The 23,418-nt window shown below is 57.1% G+C and carries 20 protein-coding genes; 12 read left to right on the top strand and 8 right to left on the bottom strand.

Annotation, left to right across the window (positions count from 1 at the left end; all coding sequences use genetic code 11):
- Window positions 1-45: 45 nt before the first annotated feature.
- Window positions 46-1,260, bottom strand: a complete 1,215-nt coding sequence (locus tag EDF82_RS01490; RefSeq protein WP_123753861.1) for an MFS transporter — start codon at window positions 1,258-1,260, stop codon at window positions 46-48.
- A 118-nt stretch (window positions 1,261-1,378) separates the two neighbouring features.
- On the opposite strand from EDF82_RS01490, the gene EDF82_RS01485 reads away from it, so the two are divergent.
- The 4 genes from EDF82_RS01485 (at window position 1,379) to EDF82_RS01470 (ending at window position 5,378) form a co-directional block, all read left to right on the top strand.
- Window positions 1,379-1,816 carry a helix-turn-helix domain-containing protein gene (locus EDF82_RS01485; RefSeq protein ID WP_123753860.1) on the top strand — a complete coding sequence of 146 codons (438 nt, stop codon included), beginning with the start codon at window positions 1,379-1,381 and terminating at the stop codon, window positions 1,814-1,816.
- Between the two features lie 180 nt (window positions 1,817-1,996).
- Window positions 1,997-2,671 (top strand): two-component system response regulator PhoP, encoded by a 675-nt coding sequence (gene phoP, locus EDF82_RS01480; protein ID WP_123753859.1) that lies wholly within the window; start codon window positions 1,997-1,999, stop codon window positions 2,669-2,671.
- Complete coding sequence (gene phoQ, locus EDF82_RS01475; RefSeq protein WP_123753858.1) at window positions 2,668-4,134, top strand: two-component system sensor histidine kinase PhoQ; 1,467 nt, start codon at window positions 2,668-2,670, stop codon at window positions 4,132-4,134. Before phoP ends, phoQ begins: the two co-directional genes overlap by 4 nt.
- 122 nt (window positions 4,135-4,256) lie before the next feature.
- Window positions 4,257-5,378: a cupin domain-containing protein gene (locus EDF82_RS01470; protein WP_123753857.1), complete on the top strand. Its 1,122-nt coding sequence runs from the start codon at window positions 4,257-4,259 to the stop codon at window positions 5,376-5,378.
- Between the two features lie 114 nt (window positions 5,379-5,492).
- On the opposite strand, the gene pepT is transcribed toward EDF82_RS01470, so the two are convergent.
- Window positions 5,493-6,722: a peptidase T gene (pepT, locus tag EDF82_RS01465; protein WP_123753856.1), complete on the bottom strand. Its 1,230-nt coding sequence runs from the start codon at window positions 6,720-6,722 to the stop codon at window positions 5,493-5,495.
- 275 nt (window positions 6,723-6,997) lie between these two features.
- On the opposite strand from pepT, the gene potA reads away from it, so the two are divergent.
- The 4 genes from potA to potD are packed head-to-tail and all read left to right on the top strand — an operon-like array spanning window position 6,998 to window position 10,776.
- Complete coding sequence (potA, locus tag EDF82_RS01460) at window positions 6,998-8,116, top strand: spermidine/putrescine ABC transporter ATP-binding protein PotA (protein WP_123753855.1); 1,119 nt, start codon at window positions 6,998-7,000, stop codon at window positions 8,114-8,116.
- Window positions 8,100-8,957, top strand: coding sequence for a spermidine/putrescine ABC transporter permease PotB (gene potB, locus EDF82_RS01455; RefSeq protein WP_123753854.1), 858 nt, complete (start codon window positions 8,100-8,102; stop codon window positions 8,955-8,957). Before potA ends, potB begins: the two co-directional genes overlap by 17 nt.
- Complete coding sequence (gene potC / locus EDF82_RS01450) at window positions 8,954-9,745, top strand: spermidine/putrescine ABC transporter permease PotC (protein ID WP_123753853.1); 792 nt, start codon at window positions 8,954-8,956, stop codon at window positions 9,743-9,745. Before potB ends, potC begins: the two co-directional genes overlap by 4 nt.
- A complete protein-coding gene (potD, locus tag EDF82_RS01445; protein WP_123753852.1) occupies window positions 9,742-10,776 on the top strand; it encodes a spermidine/putrescine ABC transporter substrate-binding protein PotD in 1,035 nt (344 codons plus the stop codon). Before potC ends, potD begins: the two co-directional genes overlap by 4 nt.
- Before the next feature lie 47 nt (window positions 10,777-10,823).
- On the opposite strand, the gene EDF82_RS01440 is transcribed toward potD, so the two are convergent.
- Window positions 10,824-12,452, bottom strand: a complete 1,629-nt coding sequence (locus tag EDF82_RS01440) for a long-chain fatty acid--CoA ligase (RefSeq protein ID WP_123753851.1) — start codon at window positions 12,450-12,452, stop codon at window positions 10,824-10,826.
- A 313-nt stretch (window positions 12,453-12,765) separates the two neighbouring features.
- On the opposite strand from EDF82_RS01440, the gene EDF82_RS01435 reads away from it, so the two are divergent.
- The 3 genes from EDF82_RS01435 (at window position 12,766) to EDF82_RS01425 (ending at window position 14,540) form a co-directional block, all read left to right on the top strand.
- On the top strand, window positions 12,766-13,377 hold the full coding sequence (locus EDF82_RS01435) for a cytochrome b/b6 domain-containing protein (protein ID WP_123753850.1): 612 nt from the start codon (window positions 12,766-12,768) through the stop codon (window positions 13,375-13,377).
- A 10-nt stretch (window positions 13,378-13,387) separates the two neighbouring features.
- Window positions 13,388-14,176: a molybdopterin-dependent oxidoreductase gene (locus tag EDF82_RS01430; protein ID WP_123753849.1), complete on the top strand. Its 789-nt coding sequence runs from the start codon at window positions 13,388-13,390 to the stop codon at window positions 14,174-14,176.
- A 61-nt stretch (window positions 14,177-14,237) separates the two neighbouring features.
- Window positions 14,238-14,540 carry a pentapeptide MXKDX repeat protein gene (locus tag EDF82_RS01425; protein ID WP_123753848.1) on the top strand — a complete coding sequence of 101 codons (303 nt, stop codon included), beginning with the start codon at window positions 14,238-14,240 and terminating at the stop codon, window positions 14,538-14,540.
- A gap of 81 nt (window positions 14,541-14,621) precedes the next feature.
- Here the strand turns inward: EDF82_RS01425 and cobB are convergent, their stop codons facing one another.
- Genes cobB through lolC form a run of 5 tightly spaced genes read right to left on the bottom strand, consistent with a single transcriptional unit; the run spans window position 14,622 to window position 19,556 of the window.
- Window positions 14,622-15,446, bottom strand: a complete 825-nt coding sequence (gene cobB / locus EDF82_RS01420) for a Sir2 family NAD+-dependent deacetylase (protein ID WP_123753847.1) — start codon at window positions 15,444-15,446, stop codon at window positions 14,622-14,624.
- 14 nt (window positions 15,447-15,460) lie between these two features.
- Window positions 15,461-16,372, bottom strand: a complete 912-nt coding sequence (gene nagK / locus EDF82_RS01415) for an N-acetylglucosamine kinase (protein WP_123753846.1) — start codon at window positions 16,370-16,372, stop codon at window positions 15,461-15,463.
- A gap of 46 nt (window positions 16,373-16,418) precedes the next feature.
- Window positions 16,419-17,663, bottom strand: coding sequence for a lipoprotein-releasing ABC transporter permease subunit LolE (lolE, locus tag EDF82_RS01410; RefSeq protein ID WP_123753845.1), 1,245 nt, complete (start codon window positions 17,661-17,663; stop codon window positions 16,419-16,421).
- Window positions 17,663-18,364, bottom strand: coding sequence for a lipoprotein-releasing ABC transporter ATP-binding protein LolD (gene lolD / locus EDF82_RS01405; RefSeq protein WP_123753844.1), 702 nt, complete (start codon window positions 18,362-18,364; stop codon window positions 17,663-17,665). The genes lolE and lolD overlap by 1 nt, the downstream gene beginning before the upstream one ends.
- Window positions 18,357-19,556, bottom strand: a complete 1,200-nt coding sequence (lolC, locus tag EDF82_RS01400) for a lipoprotein-releasing ABC transporter permease subunit LolC (RefSeq protein ID WP_123753843.1) — start codon at window positions 19,554-19,556, stop codon at window positions 18,357-18,359. Before lolC ends, lolD begins: the two co-directional genes overlap by 8 nt.
- 281 nt (window positions 19,557-19,837) lie before the next feature.
- On the opposite strand from lolC, the gene mfd reads away from it, so the two are divergent.
- Window positions 19,838-23,284, top strand: coding sequence for a transcription-repair coupling factor (gene mfd, locus EDF82_RS01390; protein WP_123753842.1), 3,447 nt, complete (start codon window positions 19,838-19,840; stop codon window positions 23,282-23,284).
- Window positions 23,285-23,418 lie beyond the last annotated feature (134 nt).

Below are 23,418 nucleotides of genomic sequence, written 5' to 3'. Positions count from 1 at the left end.
TGGATGGAACCCTTCCCCTGTTTTTTCTATAGAACGCCTGCCTGTTTATTTGCCAGACGCCACGCGGCGGGTTGCAAACCAGAAAATGAGCGCCAGCAGGCTGACGGCCGCCCCCAGCACGCACACCCCTTGCCATCCGGCAACGGCGTAAACCGCCGTCGTACCGGCAGCACCCAGTCCGCTGCCAACAGCATAAAACAACATATAGAGTCCCACGAGCCGGCTGTGGGCTTCGGGTCGGGTACGAAAAATCATACTCTGATTAGTCACATGCAGCGCCTGTCCCCCCAAATCCAGCAGCACGATCCCGATCAGCAACGCTACCGGCGACCACGCCATCAGCGACAGCGGCCACCAGGCAAGTAGCAGTATCACCAACGCCGCGGCGCTGGTACGTTGCCCGTAGCCCATGTCAGTCCACTTTCCGGCATGCCCGGCAGCCAGTGCCCCGATCACCCCAACCAGCCCCAAAGCACCAATAGCAGTGTGGGAAAAATCATAAGGCGGCGCGCTCAGCGGCAGCACCAGCGCACACCAGAAAATATTGAAGGCGGCGAACATCAGCAGCGCCAGCACGCCGCGAACCTGAAGGATTTTCTCCTGACGCAGCAGGGTCAGCATCGATGCCAGCAGTTGCGGATAGCTCAGCGTACTCTTTGCTACCGTGAGCACCGGCAACCGTCGCCACAGCGGAACGGCGATGCTCAGCATCAGCAGTGCGGCGAACAGATAGACCCCGCGCCAGCCGAAGAGGTCGCTGATGCCGCCAGAGAATACCCGAGCCAGCAGCAGCCCGATAAATACGCCGCTCTGCGCGGCACCGACCACCCGCCCCTGCTCGTGCGGTCTGGCTGCGCTGGCGGCATAGGCGATCAGGCCCTGCGTCATCGCGGTGCCCAGCAGTCCCACCGCCAGCATGCTGCCCAGCAGCATCGCCGCAGAAGATGCCGCGCTTACCGTAATCAGCGCGCCGATCAGCAGGATCAGCTGCGTGCCCATCAGCCGACGGCGATTCAGCCGATCGCCAAGCGGCACCAGCAGCAGTAGCGCCAGAGCGCAGCCGATCTGGGTTGCCGTTATCACGCCTCCGACGGAGGCGGCGCTGATAGCAAACTCCCGTGCCAGCCCATCAAGCAACGGTTGGGCGTAATAGACGTTTGCTACACTGAGGCCACTGGCGATAGCGAACAACCATACCAGGCCGGTGGGCATAGCCACGACCGGGCCGGAAGGTGAAAGCGATACGATGGATGTTTTCATGATTCTCTGCTCCGGCAACCTGGTTTCAAAACAAAACTGGTTGAAGGCTAGAGCATGTAGTTTTAAAATGCAACTAGATTCATGACAGCGAGGAGCGCGCATTGTGCCGAGTAAAATAATGAAAAACGAACCCTGTCCCGTCGCCCGCAGCGTGGATATTATCGGCGACCGCTGGTCGCTGCTGATCGTGCGCGACGCTTTTGATGGCATGAGCCGCTTTAGCGACTTTCAGCGCAGCCTGGGAATGGCGCGCAATATTCTCTCCGACCGTCTGCATAAGCTTGTTGATGCCGGCATCCTCAGGACCCAGGCGGCCTCGGATGGCAGCGCTTATCAGGAGTACGTCCTGACAGCAAAAGGAGAATGCCTGTTTCCTCTCGTGGTCGCACTGCGCCAGTGGGGAGAGCACTATCTTTTCGCCAGCGGCGAGCCTCATTCTGTGCTGATCGATAAGCGCACCCGGCAGGCGGTTCCGCTAATGGCGCCGGTTGCTGAGGACGGCACTCCGCTGCTACCTTCAGCAACCGAAGTATGCAAGGTGCAGGCAGACGAATGACGGTCGACACCGCCTGTTTCACGTATTCCGCCAGCATATCAATGACCTGGTAGCAAAATGGCATTTCAGCAGGGAAACACGCGGAGCGTTAATTGAAATTCGTTATTTAACAGCTGTTTATATTCAACGTGTATAATTAGCGCTAAACTATTCAAATCAAAAATGAAAGGGAGAACTGGCATGCGCGTACTCGTGGTTGAGGACAACGCTCTGCTGCGCCATCACCTGAAAGTTCAGCTGCAGGAGCTGGGACACCAGGTAGATGCCGCGGAAGATGCAAAAGAAGCAGACTATTATCTCGGTGAACATGTGCCGGATATCGCCATCGTCGACCTTGGTCTGCCGGATGAAGACGGTCTGTCCCTGATTCGCCGCTGGCGGAGCCATGATGTGTCGGTGCCGGTGCTAGTGCTCACCGCCCGCGAAGGCTGGCAGGATAAGGTCGAAGTGCTGAGCGCCGGGGCGGATGATTACGTCACCAAGCCATTCCACATTGAAGAAGTTGCCGCGCGCATGCAGGCGCTGCTGCGCCGTAACAGCGGCCTGGCATCGCAGGTCATCTCTCTGCCGCCTTTCCAGGTCGATCTGTCACGTCGCGAACTGTCGATTAACGACCAGCCGATCAAACTGACCGCGTTTGAATACACCATCATGGAAACCCTGATCCGCAACCGCGGAAAAGTGGTCAGTAAAGATTCCCTGATGCTCCAGCTCTATCCCGACGCCGAGCTGCGCGAAAGCCACACCATCGATGTCCTGATGGGACGACTGCGGAAAAAAATCCAGGCGCAACACCCGAATGATGTAATTACGACGGTACGCGGCCAGGGTTATTTATTCGAACTCCGCGGATGAAAGGCCCGCTACGGCATATTTTGCCGCTGTCTTTACGCGTTCGCTTTTTACTGGCGACAGCTGCCGTGGTGCTGGTGCTCTCACTGGCTTACGGTATGGTCGCGCTGGTGGGCTACAGCGTCAGCTTCGATAAAACCACCTTCCGCCTGCTGCGCGGGGAAAGCAACCTGTTCTATATGCTGGCCAAGTGGGAAGACGGCCGCATCGATGTTGATATCCCCGAAAATCTCAATATGCAGAGCCCGACGGTCACTTTAATTTATGACGTCAAAGGCAACCTGCTGTGGATGCAGCGCGATGTCGGGTGGCTGGCCAAGCGTATTCAGCCCGAATGGCTCAAAAGCAACGGCTTCCACGAAATCGAATCCGACGTCGACAGCAGCAGCAAGTTGCTGCGTAATAATCAGGAAGTCCAGGAGCAGCTGGATGAGCTGCGCCAGCAGGACGACGATTCAGAAATGACCCACTCGGTGGCGATCAATATCTATCCGGCGACCGATAAGATGCCGCAGTTGAGTATCGTGGTGGTCGATACCATCCCGGTCGAACTGAAGCGTTCCTACATGGTGTGGAGCTGGTTTATCTACGTGCTGGTCGCCAACCTGCTGCTGGTGATCCCGCTGCTGTGGGTGGCCGCCTGGTGGAGCCTGCGGCCGATTGAGTCGCTGGCAAAAGAGGTGCGTGAACTCGAAGAGCACCACCGCGAGATGCTCAACCCGAACACCACCCGCGAACTGACCCGCCTGGTCAGCAACCTTAACCGCTTGCTGAAAAGCGAGCGCGACCGTTATGACAAATATCGCACCACCTTAACCGACCTCACCCACAGCCTGAAAACGCCGTTGGCGGTGCTGCAAAGCACGCTACGCTCTCTGCGCAGCCAGAAGCTCGATGTCACAGAGGCAGAGCCGGTGATGCTCGAGCAGATCAGCCGTATCTCGCAGCAAATTGGTTACTATCTCCACCGCGCCAGCATGCGCAGCGACAGTACGCTCCTGAGCCGTGAACTGCACCCAGTGGCCCCGCTGCTCGACAAGCTGACATCGGCCCTCAATAAGGTTTATCAGCGTAAAGGGGTGAATATCACCCTCGATATCTCGCCGGAAACCAGCTTCGTCGGCGAACAGAATGACTTTATGGAAGTGATGGGCAACGTGCTGGATAACGCCTGTAAATATTGTCTGGAGTTTGTCGAGGTGTCCGTGCGTCAGACCAACGACCATCATCTGCATATTCTGGTGGAAGATGACGGCCCCGGCATCCCGATGAGCCTGCGGGACAGCGTGTTTGACAGGGGCCAGCGCGCCGATACGCTGCGGCCAGGACAAGGGGTCGGACTCTCCGTGGCCCGTGATATTGTCCTGCAGTACGACGGTGAGATTATTGCCAGTGAGAGCCTGCTCGGCGGTGCCTGCATGGAAGTGATTTTTGGTCGCCAGCTGCCGGACGATAGCCAAAGTTGACCCGCTGTGCAGCTGAGGTTACTGAACTCTGTGACTGCGCAGGACAATCGCCGTCAACAAAGAGGCAGTTTGAAGGATGGCGTGTATAATCCCAAACAAACACCTGCTGTGGAATAAATAAAATGGATTATCAATTAACGCTTAACTGGCCTGACTTTATCGAACGCTACTGGCAAAAGCGCCCGGTGGTACTGAAACGCGGGTTTGCCAATTTCATCGATCCGATTAGCCCGGACGAGCTGGCCGGTCTGGCGATGGAAAGCGAAGTCGACAGCCGCCTGGTCAGCCATCAGGATGGAAAATGGCAGGTCAGCCATGGTCCCTTCGAAAGCTACGATCACCTGAGCGAAAACAACTGGTCGCTGCTGGTTCAGGCGGTAAACAACTGGCATGAACCTACGGCTGCGCTGATGCATCCGTTCCGCGCCCTGCCCGACTGGCGAATCGACGATCTGATGATCTCGTTCTCCGTACCCGGCGGTGGCGTAGGCCCGCACCTCGATCAGTACGATGTGTTTATCATCCAGGGAACCGGGCGTCGTCGCTGGCGCGTGGGCGAGAAGGTGCCGATGAAACAGCACTGCCCGCATCCGGACCTGCTGCAGGTCGATCCCTTCGACGCCATCATCGATGAAGAGATGGAGCCGGGCGATATTCTCTATATCCCGCCAGGATTCCCGCACGAAGGCTATTCGCTGGAAAACTCGCTCAACTATTCCGTGGGCTATCGCTCGCCTAACGCCCGTGAGCTGTTCAGCGGTTTTGCCGATTATATTCTGCAGCGTGAACTGGGCAGCCAGCGTTACGCCGACCCGGACGTGCCGGCGCGCGATCATCCTGCGGATATTCTGCCGTCAGAGCTGGATCGTTTGCGGGACATGATGCTGGATCTGATCAACCAGCCAGAACATTTCAAACAGTGGTTTGGCGAGTTTATTACCCAGTCGCGTCATGAACTGGACGTCGCCCCTGCAGAGCCACCGTATCAGCCGGATGAGATTTACGACGCGCTGCAGCAAGGCGATCGTCTGGTACGTCTCGGCGGGCTGCGGGTGCTGCGCATTGATGGCGAGGTCTTCGTCAACGGCGAGAAAATCAACTCTCCGCACCGCCCGGCGCTGGACGCCCTGGCGACGCATCTGTCATTGCATGCCCAGCATTTTGGCGATGCGCTGGAAGACCCGTCGTTCCTCGCCATGCTGGCCGCGCTGGTCAACAGCGGATACTGGTTCTTCGAAGACTAAATCTGCGCTATCCCCGTCCCGGCTGACGGCGCGTTGCGCCCTGGCCGGGATACCGAAGGGGATAAGTAGCGGGTAGCCCGGATAAGCGCAACGCTATCCGGGATTCTGCGAAGATCAGGCGCCGCGTTTTGCCGTTAGCTCGGCAATACGAACAATCACCTGCACCGCTTTCTCCATGCCCTCCAGGGTCACGAACTCATGCTTACCGTGGTAGTTGTAGCCACCGGTGAACAGGTTCGGGCAAGGTAGCCCCATAAACGACAGCTGGGCGCCGTCGGTACCGCCGCGAATCGGCTTCATCTGCGGTTCAATATCGCAATCCACCATCGCCTGACGGGCAATTTCGACCACATGCGGATGGGCTATCACTTTTTCATGCATATTGTAGTAGCTGTCCTCAATCACCAGCTCAATATAGCAATCCGGGTGCAGCCCTTTGCCGACCTTTTTGGCAATTTCCATCATCTTGCGTTTGCGGGCTTCAAACTGCTTGCGGTCAAAATCACGGATGATGTAATGCATCTCCGCGCGGTCAACCGTGCCTTTGATATTCGCCAGGTGGTAAAACCCTTCATAACCTTCGGTGGTTTCGGGTGCCTCATCGGCCGGGACTTCAGCATGGATGCGGGCCGCCAGCGACAGCGCATTCACCATCACCCCTTTTGCGGTCCCCGGATGGACATTGTTGCCGACAATCTTGATGGTCACCGACGCCGCATTGAAGTTTTCACACTCCAGTTCGCCCACGCCGCCGCCGTCAACGGTATAGGCCCAGCGGGCATCAAAGGCCGCAACGTCAAAATGCTTCGCCCCTTTGCCCACCTCTTCGTCCGGCGTAAAGGCCACGCGGATATCACCGTGGGGGATCTGTTTGGCCTTTAGCGTAGCCAAAGCAGTCATAATTTCGGCGATACCGGCTTTATCGTCGGCGCCAAGTAATGTTTTGCCGTCGGTGGTAATCAGCGTGTGCCCCAGAAGCTGATGCAGCACCGGGAACATCACCGGCGACAGCACTTCATCGCCAATCCCCAGCGCGATGTCACCGCCGCGGTAGTTTTCGACAATCTGCGGGTTCACATTCTTGCCGCTGAAATCAGGTGCCGTATCAACGTGAGAAATAAAGCCGATGGCTGGAATATCGCCGGCGACGTTTGCCGGAAGCGTTCCCATTACCGTCCCTTTGTCACTCAGCGTTACGTTGGCCAGCCCCATCTCTTCCAGCTGCTTTTGTAGCAGGCGTAACAGCTTCCACTGCCCTTCCGTGCTTGGTACCTGACGCACGCCAGGCTTCGACTGTGTGTCCAGAGAAACGTATTGTAAGAAACGCTCAAGCAATTTATCCATGTAGCCACCCTCTTCTTTTGTGACAACATTATTCATAAGCCCGAAAAGACAAATATTGCGTCAGGTCATTTTTAACCCGGCAAATAAGAATTTAATACCTTAACCGGCGTAAAGTTGTAAAGGTCATGCTTCTGTATGCGACAAGGTTTGGCTATCGTTAACGTTTGCCGTAGAATGTTGGCCCTTAAATAATCATGTGCAGCGCCAAAGGTGGTTAACCACAAACCCCGCAACGACCCGTATTTCGTTGCGTCTACACGGGACAGAGTCAAAAATTGAATATACAACCGCGTTCGCTTTCTCCGCTGGTGCAGCTGGCGGGAATTGGCAAAAGCTTTGATGGAAAAATGGTCATCGCCGATCTCAACCTGACCATCAACAATGGTGAATTTCTCACCCTGCTTGGCCCCTCTGGCTGCGGTAAAACCACCGTTCTTCGTCTTATCGCCGGGTTAGAAAATGTCGACACCGGGCGAATTCACCTCGAAGACCAGGATATCACCCATGTTCCGGCGGAAGACCGCCACGTCAATACCGTCTTTCAAAGCTACGCCCTGTTTCCCCACATGAGCGTCTTCGAAAACGTCGCCTTTGGTCTGCGTATGCAGAAAACGCCGGCGGCAGACATCCCCCCTCGCGTCATCGAGGCGCTGCGGATGGTGCAGCTCGAAGAGTTTGCCCAACGTAAACCCCATCAGCTCTCCGGCGGCCAGCAGCAGCGTGTCGCCATTGCCCGGGCCGTCGTCAATAAACCGCGGCTGTTGCTGCTCGATGAGTCACTGTCGGCGCTGGATTACAAACTGCGCAAGCAGATGCAAAACGAGCTGAAAGCGCTCCAGCGTAAGCTCGGTATCACCTTCGTGTTTGTCACCCACGATCAGGAAGAGGCATTGACCATGTCCGACCGCATCGTGGTCATGCGCGACGGGAAGATAGAACAGGACGGCACGCCGCGTGAAATTTACGAAGAGCCGAAAAATCTGTTCGTCGCCAGCTTCATCGGCGAAATCAACCTCTTCAACGCCACGGTCATTGAACGCCTTGACGCGCAACGTGTGCGCGCCAGCGTCGAAGGCCGGGAATGCAACATCTACGTCAATTTCCCCGTCGAGAAGGGCCAGCGGCTCAACGTCCTGCTGCGACCGGAAGATCTGCGGGTCGATGAAGTTCACCACAGCAACGACGCCGACGGCTTGATCGGCTATATCCGCGAGCGCAACTACAAAGGGATGACCCTGGAATCGGTTGTCGAACTGGAAAACGGCAAAATGGTGATGGTCAGCGAATTCTTTAATGAAGACGACCCCGATTTTGACCACCCGCTGGACCAGAAAATGGCCATTAACTGGGTAGAGAGCTGGGAGGTTGTGCTGGCCGATGAAGAACACCAGTAAATTCCAGAATGTGGTGATCGCCACGATCGTCGGCTGGCTGGTGCTGTTTGTCTTCCTGCCCAACCTGATGATCATCGCCACCAGCTTCCTGACCCGCGACGACGCCAGTTTCGTCAAAATGGTCTTTACGCTGGATAACTATACGCGCCTGCTGGATCCGCTCTATTACGATGTGCTGCTGCACTCGCTGAATATGGCGCTGCTGGCGACGCTGGCCTGCCTGGCGCTGGGCTATCCCTTCGCCTGGTTTCTGGCCCGACTGCCGGAGAAAGTGCGTCCGCTGCTGCTGTTTCTGCTGATTGTGCCGTTCTGGACCAACTCACTGATCCGCATCTACGGGCTGAAAATCTTCCTCAGTACCAAAGGCTATCTCAACGAGTTCCTGCTGTGGCTGGGGGTCATCGATACGCCGCTGCGCATCATGTACACCCCGTCGGCGGTTATCATCGGCCTGGTCTACATTCTGCTGCCGTTTATGGTGATGCCGCTCTACTCCAGCATTGAGAAGCTGGATCGCCCGCTGCTGGAAGCGGCGAAAGATCTCGGCGCCAGCAAGCTCCAAACCTTTATCCGCATTATCATTCCGCTGACCATGCCGGGCATTATTGCCGGCTGCCTGCTGGTGATGCTGCCGGCAATGGGGCTGTTCTACGTCTCAGACCTGATGGGGGGCGCGAAGAACCTGCTGATCGGTAACGTCATTAAGAGCCAGTTCCTGAATATTCGCGACTGGCCGTTTGGCGCCGCCACCAGCATTACGCTGACCCTGGTGATGGGCCTGATGCTGCTGGTTTACTGGCGGGCAGCAAGCCTGTTGAATAAGAAGGTGGAACTCGAATGATCGGTCGACTGCTGCGCGGCGGCTTTATGACCGCCATCTATGCTTATCTTTATATTCCGATCATTATTCTGATCGTCAATTCGTTTAACAGTTCGCGTTTCGGCATCAACTGGCAGGGCTTCACCAGCAAATGGTATGGCCTGCTGATGAACAACGATAGCCTGTTGCAGGCGGCCCAGCATTCGCTGACCATGGCGGTGCTGTCGGCGACCTTTGCGACGCTTATCGGCTCATTGACCGCCGTGGCGCTGTATCGCTATCGCTTTCGCGGCAAGCCGTTCGTCAGCGGGATGCTGTTTGTGGTGATGATGTCGCCGGATATTGTCATGGCGATCTCGCTGCTGGTGCTGTTTATGCTGATCGGCATTCAGCTTGGCTTCTGGTCGCTGCTGTTCTCGCACATCACCTTCTGCCTGCCTTTCGTGGTGGTGACGGTCTATTCGCGCCTCAAAGGCTTTGACGTGCGGATGCTGGAAGCGGCGAAAGATCTCGGCGCCAGTGAGCTGACGATCCTGCGCAAAATCATTCTGCCGCTGGCGATGCCGGCGGTGGCGGCGGGCTGGCTGCTCAGCTTTACGCTGTCGATGGATGACGTGGTGGTCTCTTCGTTCGTTACCGGGCCGGGGTATGAAATTCTGCCGCTTAAGATTTACTCAATGGTCAAAGTGGGCGTCTCACCGGAGGTGAACGCGCTGGCGACCATTCTGTTACTGCTTTCTCTGGTTATGGTCGTTGCCAGCCAGATTGTTGCTCGTGATAAAACGAAATCTCAGGGGACATCGAAATGAAAAAAATGCTCGCCGCCGCGGCGCTGGTGCTCGGAATGGGTGCTGCGCACGCCGATGACAGCAAAACGCTCTACTTCTACAACTGGACCGAATACGTGCCGCCGGGACTGCTGGAGCAGTTCACCAAAGAGACCGGGATCAAGGTTATCTATTCGACCTACGAGTCGAATGAAACTATGTATGCCAAGCTCAAAACCTACAAAGACGGCGCTTACGACCTGGTGGTTCCGTCCACCTACTTCGTCGATAAGATGCGTAAAGAGGGCATGCTGCAGAAGATCGACAAGAGCAAGCTGAGCAACTTCGGCAATCTCGACCCTGAAATGCTCAATAAACCGTTCGATCCAGGCAACGATTACTCGATTCCCTACATCTGGGGCGCCACCGCTATTGGCGTCAACAGCGATGCCATCGACCCGAAAACCGTTACCAGCTGGGCCGACCTGTGGAAGCCGGATTACAAAAGCAGCCTGCTGCTGACCGATGATGCGCGTGAAGTGTTCCAGATTGCCCTGCGCAAACTGGGCTATTCCGGCAACACCACCGACCCGAAAGAGATTGAAGCGGCCTACCAGGAGCTGAAAAAGCTGATGCCTAACGTCGCGGCGTTCAACTCCGATAACCCGGCCAACCCGTACATGGAAGGCGAAGTGAATCTCGGGATGGTGTGGAACGGCTCAGCCTGGGTGGCTCGTCAGGCCGGCACGCCGCTGGAAGTGGTCTGGCCGAAAGAAGGCGGGATCTTCTGGATGGATAGCCTGGCTATTCCGGCCAATGCGAAAAACGTCGACGGCGCGCTGAAGCTGATCAACTTCCTGCTGCGCCCGGAAGTGGCTAAACAGGTCGCGGAGACCATCGGCTACCCGACGCCTAACCTGGCGGCGCGCAAGATGCTGAGCCCGGAAGTCGCCAACGACAAATCGCTGTATCCAGATGCCGAAACCATCGCCAAAGGCGAATGGCAGAATGATGTCGGCAGCGCCAGCACGCTGTATGAAGAGTATTACCAGAAGCTGAAAGCGGGCCGTTAATCCGCCGCCGCAACGCCGCCCCGGCCTGAGCGCCGGGGCGTTTTTATTTATGCTTCGTCGCCCATCAGAATCTGACCGAACTCGGCACGCAACTGATTCTTCAGTACCTTACCGGTGGCGCTAACCGGCAGGCTGTCGATAAACAGAATCCGGTCCGGAAGCTGCCATTTCGGTATTCGCTGCTGATACCAGGCCAGCAGCTCATGCTCTTCGATCTCGCCGCCCTCCTCCCTGACGCACAGCACTACCGGCCGCTCATCCCAACGTGGATGCTGCGCCGCAATCGCCGCCGCGCTGCGAATCGCCGGGTGAGCGATGGCAATGTTCTCCAGCTCTACCGTGGAGATCCACTCGCCGCCGGACTTAATAATATCTTTCGCCCGATCCTGAATCACCAGATAGCCATTTTGATTGATCGTGCCAATATCGCCGGTATCGAACCAGCCGTCCGGGGTCATGGCGCTCTCCGGGCGGCCATAATAACTGGCGACCACCCAGTGGCCGCGCACCTGCAAATATCCCTGAGTCTCACCGTCGTCGGGCAGCGGCTGGCCGTCCACATCCACCACCCGCAGCTCGATGCCAAAGATCGCCCGCCCCTGGCCGTGACCCAGCTTATCCTGCGCCGCCTGAGGCAACGCCTTGTGTTTGCTTAACGGCGTGTTGATCGTGCCGATCGGCGAGGTTTCCGTCATGCCCCAGGCGTGGATCAACTCAATATCATAATCGCGGCGGAACACCTCAATCATCGACGGCGGCAAAGCCGAGCCGCCAACAAAAGAGCGTTTAAAATGCGGCAAGCGAATCTCCGATTTGCGCAGCGCCGCCAGCAGGCCGGCCCAGATCACCGGGACGCCGAACGCCACGCTGACCTGCTCTTCACTCAGCAACCGCAGCAGGCTTTCGCCATCAAGATTCGGCCCCGGCAGCACCAGTCGCGCCCCCACCATGGCGGCGATAAACGGCGTTCCCCAGGCATTGACGTGGAACATCGGCACCACCGGCAACAGCGAATCCTGCGCCGAAATACCGGCGGCATCTGGCTGATTGCCGCTGAGGGCATGCAGCACCAGCGAACGATGGGTGTTCAGCACCCCTTTCGGCTTTCCCGTCGTTCCCGAGGTGTAGCACAGCGAGGCGGGCGACTGCTCGCTGAGATCGGGCCAGCGATACTGTGGGTCCGCCTCGGCGAGCAGGTCATCAAAGAACAGCAGCGAGTCCACGGTGGCAAGCGCCGCCTCGTTGCGCGGTTCCAGCACAACAAAATGTTTCACCGTCGGTAAGTGTGGACGCAGCGCGGCGATCAGCGGCAGGAAGGTATAGTCGAAAAACAGGACCTCGTCGGCAGCATCATTGATGATAAACACCAGATGCTCAACGGACAGACGCGGGTTGATAGTGTGCGTCACCCACCCGCCGGCGCTGACGCCAAAATAGATTTCCAGATGCCGGCGATTATTCCACGCCAGCGTGCCGCAGCGGGCACCTTGCGTTATCCCCAGGCGCTGCATGGCACTGGCCAGACGCCGCGCATTCTCCGCTACCTGCCCCCAGCTGCTGTACTCCCGTCCTGCTAACGTCCCGACCGAGACAATACCGGTATCGGTGTGATAGCGCGCGGCATGTTCGAGTAGCGCTCGGGTCGTTAAATCCTGATACATCATCGATGGATGCATGAATGATACTCCGCGACTGGCTGATTATGTTGTGTGTTGGGCTACCACTAAATCTGGCAACAACCCGCAGAACCGACCAAAAGAGATGTGCAAAATTTAGCGTTGACGCACAACAATTGCCCTCTGGCGCTGGGGAATGTGATGGAAGCTGGTTTTTTACAACAGCTTACGACTGGCAACCGGTCGGGTGAAACCGGTCAGGCAGCGGATAAGTTTCCGGCGGGAATTATCACAATTAATTTAAGGTTTTGTGATACATCGGGGACCACTTTTGAGCCACACTGTTTTTAACGCACTGACCGGGAATATAACAATGAACACGCCAACGTTTCAGGTTAAGCCCGCGACCATTCATCCTTTATGGTTAAGAATATGTCACTGGGTGAATGCCCTCGCGATATTAATAATGGTCACCAGCGGCTGGCGTATATATAACGCATCGCCACTATTTGCTTTCGACATTCCGGATATTATTACCCTCGGCGGCTGGCTCGGCGGGGCATTACAATGGCATTTCTTCGCTATGTGGTTATTTGCGTTGAACGGCCTGGCGTATTTGGCACTGAATATCGGCAGCGGGCGATTAACACACCAGTTCTGGCCGCTGTCGCCGCGAGGCCTGGTGCAGGATTTACTTTCGGCCCTGCGCGGTAAGCTGGCCCATGACCATGCCGGACAATATAACCACGTCCAGAAACTGGCTTATCTGTTCGTGATGGTCGATAGCATTATTCTGACGCTATCTGGCCTGGTTATCTGGAAATCTGTGCAGTTTCCCCTGCTGAGAGAATTACTTGGCGGTTATGACAACGCCCGCGTTATCCATTTTCTGGCAATGTCGGCGCTAGTGGGTTTTGTGGTGATTCATCTGATCATGGTGCTGTTAGTACCGAAAACATTACTCGCCATGCTCCGTGGACGATAAGAGGTCTCTGATGAGCCAACGTGATAAATCACTGCCGACTGCCGATAAGAACATCATTATCCAGGACGCCAGTCGGGAAATAAATAAACAACTGTCTGCCGAAGGCCGTCGTCGTTTTTTAAAACAGGGCTTAACCCTCGGCGGTTTAATGATGTTGACCGGATGCGACATCAGTAATAACAGTTCGGTCGAAAATACCCTGAGCCGTATTTCCCGATTTAACGATCGTGTTCAACAATGGTTATTTAACCCTGATGGTCTCGCGCCGGTATATCCCGAAAGCATGATAACGCGCCCCTTCCCGTTTAATGCGTTTTATAGCGAGGATCAGGCGCCGACGATCGATGGCAGCGATTATCGTCTGGAAGTCACCGGGCGCGTGAGCGATAAACGTGCCTGGAGCCTTGCCGAACTGCATAACATGGCGCAGGTCAGCCAGGTTACGCGGCATATTTGTGTGGAAGGATGGAGTGCCATTGGTAAATGGGGCGGCGTACCCTTTGCCCTGTTTCTCAAAACGATCGGGGCGGACCTGAATGCCAGCTACGTCAGCTTCCGCTGCGCGGATGATTACTACACCAGTATTGATATGGCAACCGCCCTCCACCCGCAGACCCTGATGGCATTAACCTACGACGGTCAGATTTTGCCTCGCAAATATGGCTTCCCGATGAAGATAAGGATCCCTACCAAGCTGGGCTATAAAAACCCCAAACATATTTTGGCTATTGAAATCACCAATCGCTACCCCGGCGGTTACTGGGAGGACCAGGGCTATAACTGGTTCGGCGGTAGCTAATTCACTGTGGTCATCATCTGTGATTGATCCAGAACGTATACACTCATGAAGGAATGACGAAATGAAAAAGCTCAATACCCTGCTGATGTGCTCTGCTTTGCTGTTTGGAATGGCCGGCGCCAACGCGGCTGACAATATGGCCAAGGACAATATGGCGAAAGACAGTATGGGCAAAATGTCCCATGACTGTACCAAAGACAGCATGAAAAAAGAGTGTATGTCGAAGGACGGCATGGCCAAAGACGGGATGAAGAAAGATGGCATGTCGAAGGACAGCATGCATAAAGACACGATGAGCAAAGACGGTATGGCCAAAGATTCAATGTCGAAAGACAAAATGGCCAAAGACGCCATGAGTCACTAATTCTCGTCACGCCCGACGCCAGGATCAAAGCGATTGCCCACCCAGGCAATCGCTTTTTATTATCGGGTAAGGCCCCGGCGCTTACAGATCCTTTAGCAGTTGCTCAATAAATGCCGGAACCACTTCACTCGCCAGCCCGTAGTGTTTTTCAGCGAATTCGCTGCCCACCTGGCTCGGTTCAAGGTTTAGCTCCACCGTATGCGCTCCCTGCAGACGGGCTTCGTGGACGAAACCGGCCGCCGGATAGACATGCCCGGAGGTGCCGATGGCAATAAAGATATCGGCATCGGCCAGCGCGCTGTAGATGTCATCCATCCCCAGCGGCATCTCGCCAAACCAGACCACGTGCGGGCGCAGCGGCGCCGGGAACTGACAGCAGTGGCACTTGTCCTCTGCGGTGACGTCCCCGGTCCACTCCAGCACCTGCCCGCTCCACGAACAGCGGACTTTGAGTAACTCACCATGCATGTGGATCACCCGCTGATTCCCGGCGCGTTCGTGCAGGTTATCAATGTTCTGCGTCACCAGCAGGAAGTTGTCGCCCAACGCCGATTCCAGTTTCGCCAACGCCTGATGCGCCGCATTTGGAACAATATCGGGGCCTTGCAGTTGTCGGCGACGGGCGTTGTAAAACGCCTGCACCAGCGCGGGGTCACGGGCGAAACCTTCCGGCGTCGCCACATCTTCAACCCGGTGCTCTTCCCACAAGCCATCGGCAGCACGGAAGGTTTTTATACCGGACTCCGCCGAAATCCCAGCGCCGGTCAGCACCACAACCTTAGGTTTATCCATTGTATCCACCGCCGTCTTATCCTCTTTAAAGAAAATCCGCTGGCGCAGACGTTCACGCAAGCGACGTTTGTTACGGCGAAAACGGCTCAATCGGTGTAAGCGGCGCGACAACATAGCTACCCCTGTGGTTAACGAGTCAAATGAAGGAAGGCCGCACCGCGCATACCCCCAGCATCGCCATGACGCGCGCGTTCAATTCGCGGCACCCTGGCAACCGGCAGTAAATGACGCGGCAGGCGCTGCGCCAGCCCTTCGCTTATTGCTGTAAAGTTAGACAACCCACCGCCAAGCACCAGCAGATCCGGGTCGACAATGGTTAAAATATTCCCCAGACAGACCGCCAGCAGGTCAAGATAGCGCTCAACATGCTCACGCGCCCGCGCCTCGCCCTGTTGCCACTGGGCGACGATCTCGGGGGAAGTTAAGCTGTGTTGATAAAAGTGTTCATACAGCCAGGCGAAACCGCGGCCGGAAAGATAATTTTCAATGCAGCCCAGTTGGCCGCAGCCGCAGCGGGTGAGCGGGAAATCACGCCCCACCACCTCGAGGGCATCAACCGGCAGGCGGATATGGCCAAATTCGCCGGTGATATAACTATGTCCGGTAATCGATTTACCGTTGAGTACCAGTCCACCGCCAACGCCGGTGCCGAGGATCAGCCCCATCACCAGCGGATATTGAGTGAACTCGTCGTCCCAGGCTTCTGAGAGGGCAAAACAGTTAGCGTCGTTGTCCAGACGAACCTCGCGCCCGAGACGAGCGCTGAGGTCGGCACGAAGCGGCTGGCCGCTGGCGGCGGGAACGTTGGCGGCGTACAGCGTGCCGTCCGCCGTTTCCGGCATTCCCGGAATACCAATGCCCACCGTTCCCTCACAGTCAAAACGGCTGTCCGCTTCACGTACCAGCGACTCCACCGCCTGCTGAAAATCCTCATAACCTGTTTTTGGTGTGGCAACGCGCTTTTCCCAACGCAGTCGCCGCTCTTGATCGAAGACACCCAGTGCTATCTTGCTGCCGCCAATGTCAAATCCGTAGTACATTCAGCAATTCCTCTTGTTAACCAGCAAAGCCGGTTATGACGATAAATTACTGGCCACTCAGCACCCTCGCCGGGTCAATGCGGCTGGCGCGGCGGGCGGGATACCAGCTGGCCAGCAAACTCAGCAACAGTGCCGTCACCAGCACGTAAACGACGTCCAGCCAGTGCAGTTCAGACGGCAGGAAGTCAATAAAATAGATGTCGCCGGACAGGAATTTGTGCCCAATCAGATATTCGATCCCGTTAATCACCGATGTCAGCTTCAGCGCGCCAACCACGCCGATCGCCACCCCAATCAGGCTCCCGACCGAACCGGCAAGTAAACCATACCAGACAAAGATGGCGCGGATCAGGCCGTCTTTGGCCCCCAGCGTGCGCAGGACCGCAATATCGCTGCTTTTATCTTTCACCGCCATCACCAGGGTCGAGACGATGTTAAAGCAGGCCACGCCGATCACCAGCACCATCGCAAGGTACATAATGGCGCGGATCATCTGAATATCACGATACATATAGCCGTACGTCCCGATCCAGCTCTTGATGTAAACGTAGCTGTTGGTCACTTCCCCCGCGTCACGCACCAGCGTGTTGGCGTGGAAGACATCGGTGACTTTAATCGCAATCCCGGTGACGCTGCTACCCATATCCAGGTACTGTTGGGCATCGCTCATCGGGATCATCGCAAAACTGTGATCGAGCTGACCGCTTAACTGCAAAATCCCGGTCACATGCAAACGGACGCGTTTAGGTTGCAGGAGCTGATGTTCGGAGTCGGAATTGGGGATCATAATCGACACCCAGTCGCCCTGCTTCACGTGCAGCGCATCCGCAACCCCTTTGCCCAGAATCACCTGCTGCTCGCCGGCTTTAAAGCTGGCCCAGGCGTTATTCTGGATATATTGCGGCAGCGAACTCAGGCGGCTCTCCTGTTGTGGATCAACGCCCTTCACCTGGATCGCGCGCATGTTGCTGCCGCTCTCCACCAACCCGGTAAAGTTGATGTAAGGAGCGGCGGCCACGATGCCCTTCACCTTCTCAACTTTCACCAGCGCTTCGTTCCAGTTGGTCCAGGGCTGTTTGACCGGCTCAATTTCGCCATGAGGCACCACCGCCAGAATGCGGTTATTCAGTTCACGTTCAAAGCCGTTCATCGCGCTGAGGCCGACGATTAATACCGCCACCCCGAGAGCAATGCCGATGGTCGAAATCACCGAAATCAGCGACACCATGCCGCCACGTCGCCGACCGCGGCTAAAACGCAGGGCAATCAATAACGATAACGGAGCAGTCATTACCTGGCCCCCATCAGGGTCAGTTCCGCGTTCAGGCGCCCGTCGCGCATCTCCAGCTGGCGGTTCATACGCTGTGCCAGTTGCAGATCGTGGGTCACCACCAGGAACGCAGTGCGCTGGGCAACGTTCAGTTCTCCCAGCAGCTGGAAAATACTGTCAGCATTGCGCGCATCGAGGTTACCGGTCGGTTCATCCGCCAGCACCAGACGCGGTTTGTTCACCAGCGCACGGGCGATGGCCACGCGCTGACGTTCGCCGCCGGAAAGCTCAGACGGGCGGTGGTGGCTACGGTGTTCGAGCCCTACCGCGTGCAGCATCGCTTTTGCCTGGCGCTCGATATCCGAAGCCTTCTGTTTGCCGATCAGCAGCGGCATCGCCACGTTTTCGAGGGCGGTGAAATCAGGTAACAGATGGTGGAACTGGTAGATAAAGCCCAGCTCGCGGTTACGCAGGTCGGCACGGGCGGCGGCTGAAAGCTGGCTCATCGACTGCCCGGAGAACACCACGTCGCCGGAGGTTGGCGTGTCCAGCCCGCCGAGCAGATGCAGCAAGGTACTTTTGCCGGATCCCGAAGTCCCGACAATCGCCATCATCTCCCCTTCATTAATGCTGAAGCTGACATTGTGCAATACGTCCGTTTGCACGTTGCCTTCCTGATAGCGTTTGCACAGGTTGTCGCATTGCAGCAGGATATTATTCATAACGTAAAGCCTCAGCGGGTTGAGTGGCGGCAGCGCGCCAGGAAGGATACAACGTAGACAACAATGCCAGCACCATGGCGACCAGGGCGATAATCGTGACCTGTAACGGTTCGATAGCCACCGGCAGCGCCGCGCCATCCAGGAACGCGCCGATCACCGGCATTAAATTATTTAACTGACTGGCAAGCAGCACGCCGAGGATCGCTCCCAGTAGCGCGCCGACGATCCCGGCGCTGGCGCCCTGGACCATAAAGACCACCATGATCTGCCGCGGCGTGAGCCCCAGCGTTTGCAGGATCGCCACTTCGCTTTGTTTCTCCATCACCATCATCCCTAAAGAGGTGATGATGTTAAACGCCGCCACGGCAACGATCAGGCTCAGCAGCAGCCCCATCATATTTTTTTCCATGCGCACGGCCTGGAACAGCTCGCCTTTACGCTCGCGCCAGTCCTGCCACTTGGTTCCCTGCGGCAGCGTCTGCTGACTGAGGGTATCGACCTGCAGCGGCTGGCTGAGCCACAGGCGCCAGCCGGTAATATTCCCCAGCGGATAGCGCATCAGGCGCGAGGCATCGTCGATATTGGTCAGCATCTGGTAGCCATCCACTTCGCTATTGGCGGCGAAGGTTCCGATGACGTTAAACAGGCGCTGGCTGGGCACCCGTCCCATCGGCGTAAACTGGCTGGCAGAAGGCACCATCACGCGGATCTGATCGCCGCGATTTACCCCGAGCTGGCCCGCCAGTTGTTCGCCGAGGATCACGTTATATTTCCCGGCGGTGAGATCGCTTTGCTTGACGTTAACGAGGAACGGGGTGAGCGGATCTTTTTGTGCCGGGTCGATACCCAGCATCACGCCCACCGCGACGCTGCGGGCGCTTTGCAGCACCACATCGCCGGTGGTGATCGGCGCCACGCGGGTTACGCCCTGTAATTTGACAGCGCTTTCCGGCAGTTGCTGAGGGTTCACCGAGCCCTGTTGGGCGCTGAGGATGGCCTGCGGCATCAGCCCCAGAATGTTGTTCTGCAGCTCGCGCTCAAAGCCGTTCATAACCGATAGCACGGTGACCAGCGCCATCACACCGAGCGTGATGCCGATGGTGGATAGCCAGGAGACGAAACGACCGAAGCGGTCGGCTGCACGGCCGCGCATGTAGCGCAGGCCAATAAAAAGTGCGGCAGGTTGGTACATGTAATCCATCTGGTTGCTGATAGCCGATGCACGAGTATATATGTCATCACCCAACGCGTAAATCACTGAAACGGTAAGTTTTTGTCGCAGAGAGAAGAAAAAACAATGAAAAATCAACTGGATATTTGATTCCTCCGCGCTTATCTATCAGAATCTTTCCCCTGGATGCCCTCGCCTGCCGTCAATCGGGTTGGCGAATGCGGGTCAATCACGGATAATCATCATCATTGAATGTACGGTATCCACATAGAGCGAATCACGAAGGGATCCTGATAACAGCTATGTCTCAACACTATCGATACGCACTGCCGGTGAAGCCCGGCGATCAGCGGCACCTCGGCGAATTAACCGGTGCGGCCTGCGCCACTCTGGTGGCGGAAATGGCCGAACGCCACGCCGGACCGGTGATACTCGTCGCCCCGGATATGCAAAATGCCCTGCGTCTGAATGATGAAATCCGCCAGTTTACCGACAGCATGGTGATCGGCCTGGCGGACTGGGAAACCCTCCCGTACGACAGCTTCTCGCCGCATCAGGATATTATCTCTTCCCGCCTCGCCACCCTTTACCAGTTACCCACTATGCAACGCGGCGTGCTGATCGTGCCGGTCAGCACCCTGATGCAGCGCGTCTGTCCGCACAGCTTCCTGCACGGGCATGCGCTGGTGATGAAAAAAGGCCAGCGCCTGTCGCGCGATGGTCTGCGTACGCAGCTGGACAGCGCCGGCTACCGCCATGTGGATCAGGTGATGGAGCACGGCGAGTATGCTACTCGCGGCGCCCTGCTTGACCTGTTCCCGATGGGTAGCGAACAGCCCTATCGTCTCGACTTCTTCGATGATGAAATTGACAGCCTGCGCCTGTTCGACGTCGACAGCCAGCGCACGCTGGAAGAAGTGCAGGCCATCAATCTGCTGCCTGCCCACGAATTCCCGACCGATCAGACCGCCATCGAGCTGTTCCGCAGCCAGTGGCGCGATCGTTTTGAAGTGAAACGCGATGCCGAACACATCTATCAGCAGGTCAGCAAAGGCACGCTGCCGACCGGGATCGAATACTGGCAGCCGCTGTTCTTCAATGAACCGCTGCCGCCGCTGTTTAGCTACTTCCCGGCGAACGCCCTGGTGGTCAACACCGGCGATCTGGAAGCCAGCGCCGAGCGTTTTCAAAATGAAACCCGCACGCGCTTCGAGAGCCGCGGCGTTGATCCTATGCGCCCGTTGCTGCCGCCAGAACTACTGTGGCTGCGGGTCGATGAGCTGTTCAGCGAGCTGAAAAAGTGGCCGCGCGTGCAGCTCAAAACCGAGCGCCTGGCCGAAAAAGCCGCCAACACCAACCTCGGTTATCAGACGCTGCCGGACCTCTCCATCCAGGCGCAGAGCAAAGCGCCGCTGGATAATCTACGCCGCTTCCTCGAATCTTTTGATGGCCCGGTGATCTTCTCGGTAGAAAGTGAAGGCCGCCGTGAAGCCCTCGGTGAAGTACTGGCGCGCATCAAAATCGCCCCGAAACATATTCTGCGGCTGGAAGAGGCGAGCGGCAACGGCCGCTATCTGATGATTGGCGCGGCTGAGCACGGGTTTATCGATGGGCAACATTCGCTGGCGCTGATTTGCGAAAGCGACCTGCTGGGCGAGCGCGTGGCGCGTCGCCGTCAGGATTCCCGGCGCACCATCAACCCCGATACCTTAATCCGCAACCTGGCAGAGCTGCATGAAGGCCAACCGGTGGTGCACCTCGAGCATGGCGTAGGCCGCTATGCCGGAATGACCACCCTGGAGGCGGGCGGCATCACCGCTGAGTATCTGATGCTCATCTATGCCAATGATGCCAGGCTGTACGTGCCCGTCTCTTCTCTGCACCTGATCAGCCGTTACGCGGGCGGCGCGGAAGAGAACGCGCCGCTGCATAAACTCGGCGGCGATGCCTGGACCCGTGCGCGACAGAAAGCGGCGGAAAAAGTCCGCGATGTGGCAGCGGAACTGCTCGATATCTACGCCCAGCGTGCCGCAAAATCCGGCTTTGCCTTCAAACACGATCGCGAACAGTATCAGCTGTTTTGCGACGGTTTCCCCTTTGAAACCACTCCGGATCAGGCGCAGGCCATCAACGCCGTGCTCAGCGATATGTGCCAGCCGCTGGCCATGGATCGCCTGGTGTGCGGCGACGTTGGCTTCGGTAAAACCGAAGTGGCGATGCGCGCCGCCTTCCTGGCGGTTGAGAACCACAAGCAGGTCGCGGTGCTGGTGCCGACCACCCTGCTCGCTCAGCAGCACTTCGATAACTTCTGCGACCGTTTCGCCAACTGGCCGGTTCGCATCGAAATGCTATCGCGTTTTCGTAGCGCAAAAGAGCAGGCGCAGATCCTTGAGCAGGCGGCGGAAGGCAAAATCGATATTCTTATCGGAACGCACAAGCTGCTGCAAAATGAGGTCAAACTGCGCGATCTTGGGCTGCTGATCGTCGATGAAGAGCACCGCTTCGGGGTCCGTCACAAGGAGCGCATCAAAGCCATGCGCGCCGATGTCGATATCCTGACCCTGACCGCCACGCCAATTCCGCGAACCCTGAATATGGCGATGAGCGGAATGCGCGATCTTTCCATTATCGCCACTCCGCCGGCCCGTCGCCTGGCGGTGAAGACCTTCGTGCGCGAGTACGACTCGCTGGTGGTGCGCGAGGCTATCCTGCGTGAAGTGCTGCGTGGCGGCCAGGTGTACTACCTCTACAATGACGTGGAAAACATCCAGAAAGCCGCCGACCGTCTGGCGGAGCTGGTGCCGGAAGCGCGCATTGCCATTGGTCACGGACAGATGCGCGAGCGCGAGCTGGAGCGCGTCATGAACGATTTCCACCACCAGCGGTTCAACGTGCTGGTGTGTACCACCATTATCGAAACCGGGATCGATATCCCGACCGCCAACACCATTATCATTGAGCGGGCTGACCACTTCGGTCTGGCACAGCTGCACCAGCTGCGCGGGCGCGTCGGGCGTTCACATCACCAGGCCTATGCCTGGCTGCTAACGCCGCATCCGAAAGCCATGACCACCGATGCGCAAAAGCGCCTCGAAGCCATCGCCTCGCTGGAAGATCTCGGGGCCGGCTTCGCACTGGCCACCCATGATCTCGAGATCCGCGGGGCCGGGGAACTGCTGGGCGAAGATCAGAGCGGACAGATGACCACCATCGGCTTCTCGCTGTATATGGAGCTGCTGGAAAATGCCGTCGATGCGCTGAAAGCCGGGCGTGAGCCTTCCCTTGAGGATCTCACCAGCCAGCAGACCGAAGTCGAGCTGCGGATGCCGGCCTTGCTGCCGGATGATTTTATTCCTGACGTCAATACCCGCCTGTCGTTCTACAAACGGATTGCCAGCGCCAGGCATGAGCACGATCTGGAAGAGATTAAAGTCGAGCTGATCGATCGTTTTGGCCTGCTGCCGGATGCGGCGAGAAACCTGCTGGACATCGCTCGCCTGCGACAACAGGCGCAGAAGCTCGGTATCCGTAAGCTGGAAGGCAACGAGAAAGGCGGCGTGATTGAGTTCAATGAAAAGAACAACGTCAACCCGGTATGGCTGATTGGCCTGTTGCAGAAGCAGCCGCAGCATTTCCGCCTCGACGGGCCGACCCGCCTGAAGTTTATGCAGGACCTGGGCGAACGTAAAACCCGTATGGAGTGGGTACGTCAGTTTATGCGCCAGCTCGAAGAGAACGCCGCAGCATAAGCGTAATCACCTCAGGGATACGGTAACGCGCACCGTATCCCTGCCCTTTGGCCGCCGGTTTCTGTCATCCCCGGCAACCTTTACAAATGTTTTGCAATATACCAGGGTTTCCCCACATTCACCCACGCGATAAT

Origin of the sequence: Klebsiella sp. BIGb0399 (assembly GCF_003752615.1) — a bacterium.
GTDB lineage: Bacteria > Pseudomonadota > Gammaproteobacteria > Enterobacterales > Enterobacteriaceae > Klebsiella > Klebsiella lignicola.
This window is presented reverse-complemented; position numbering and strand designations above follow the sequence as displayed.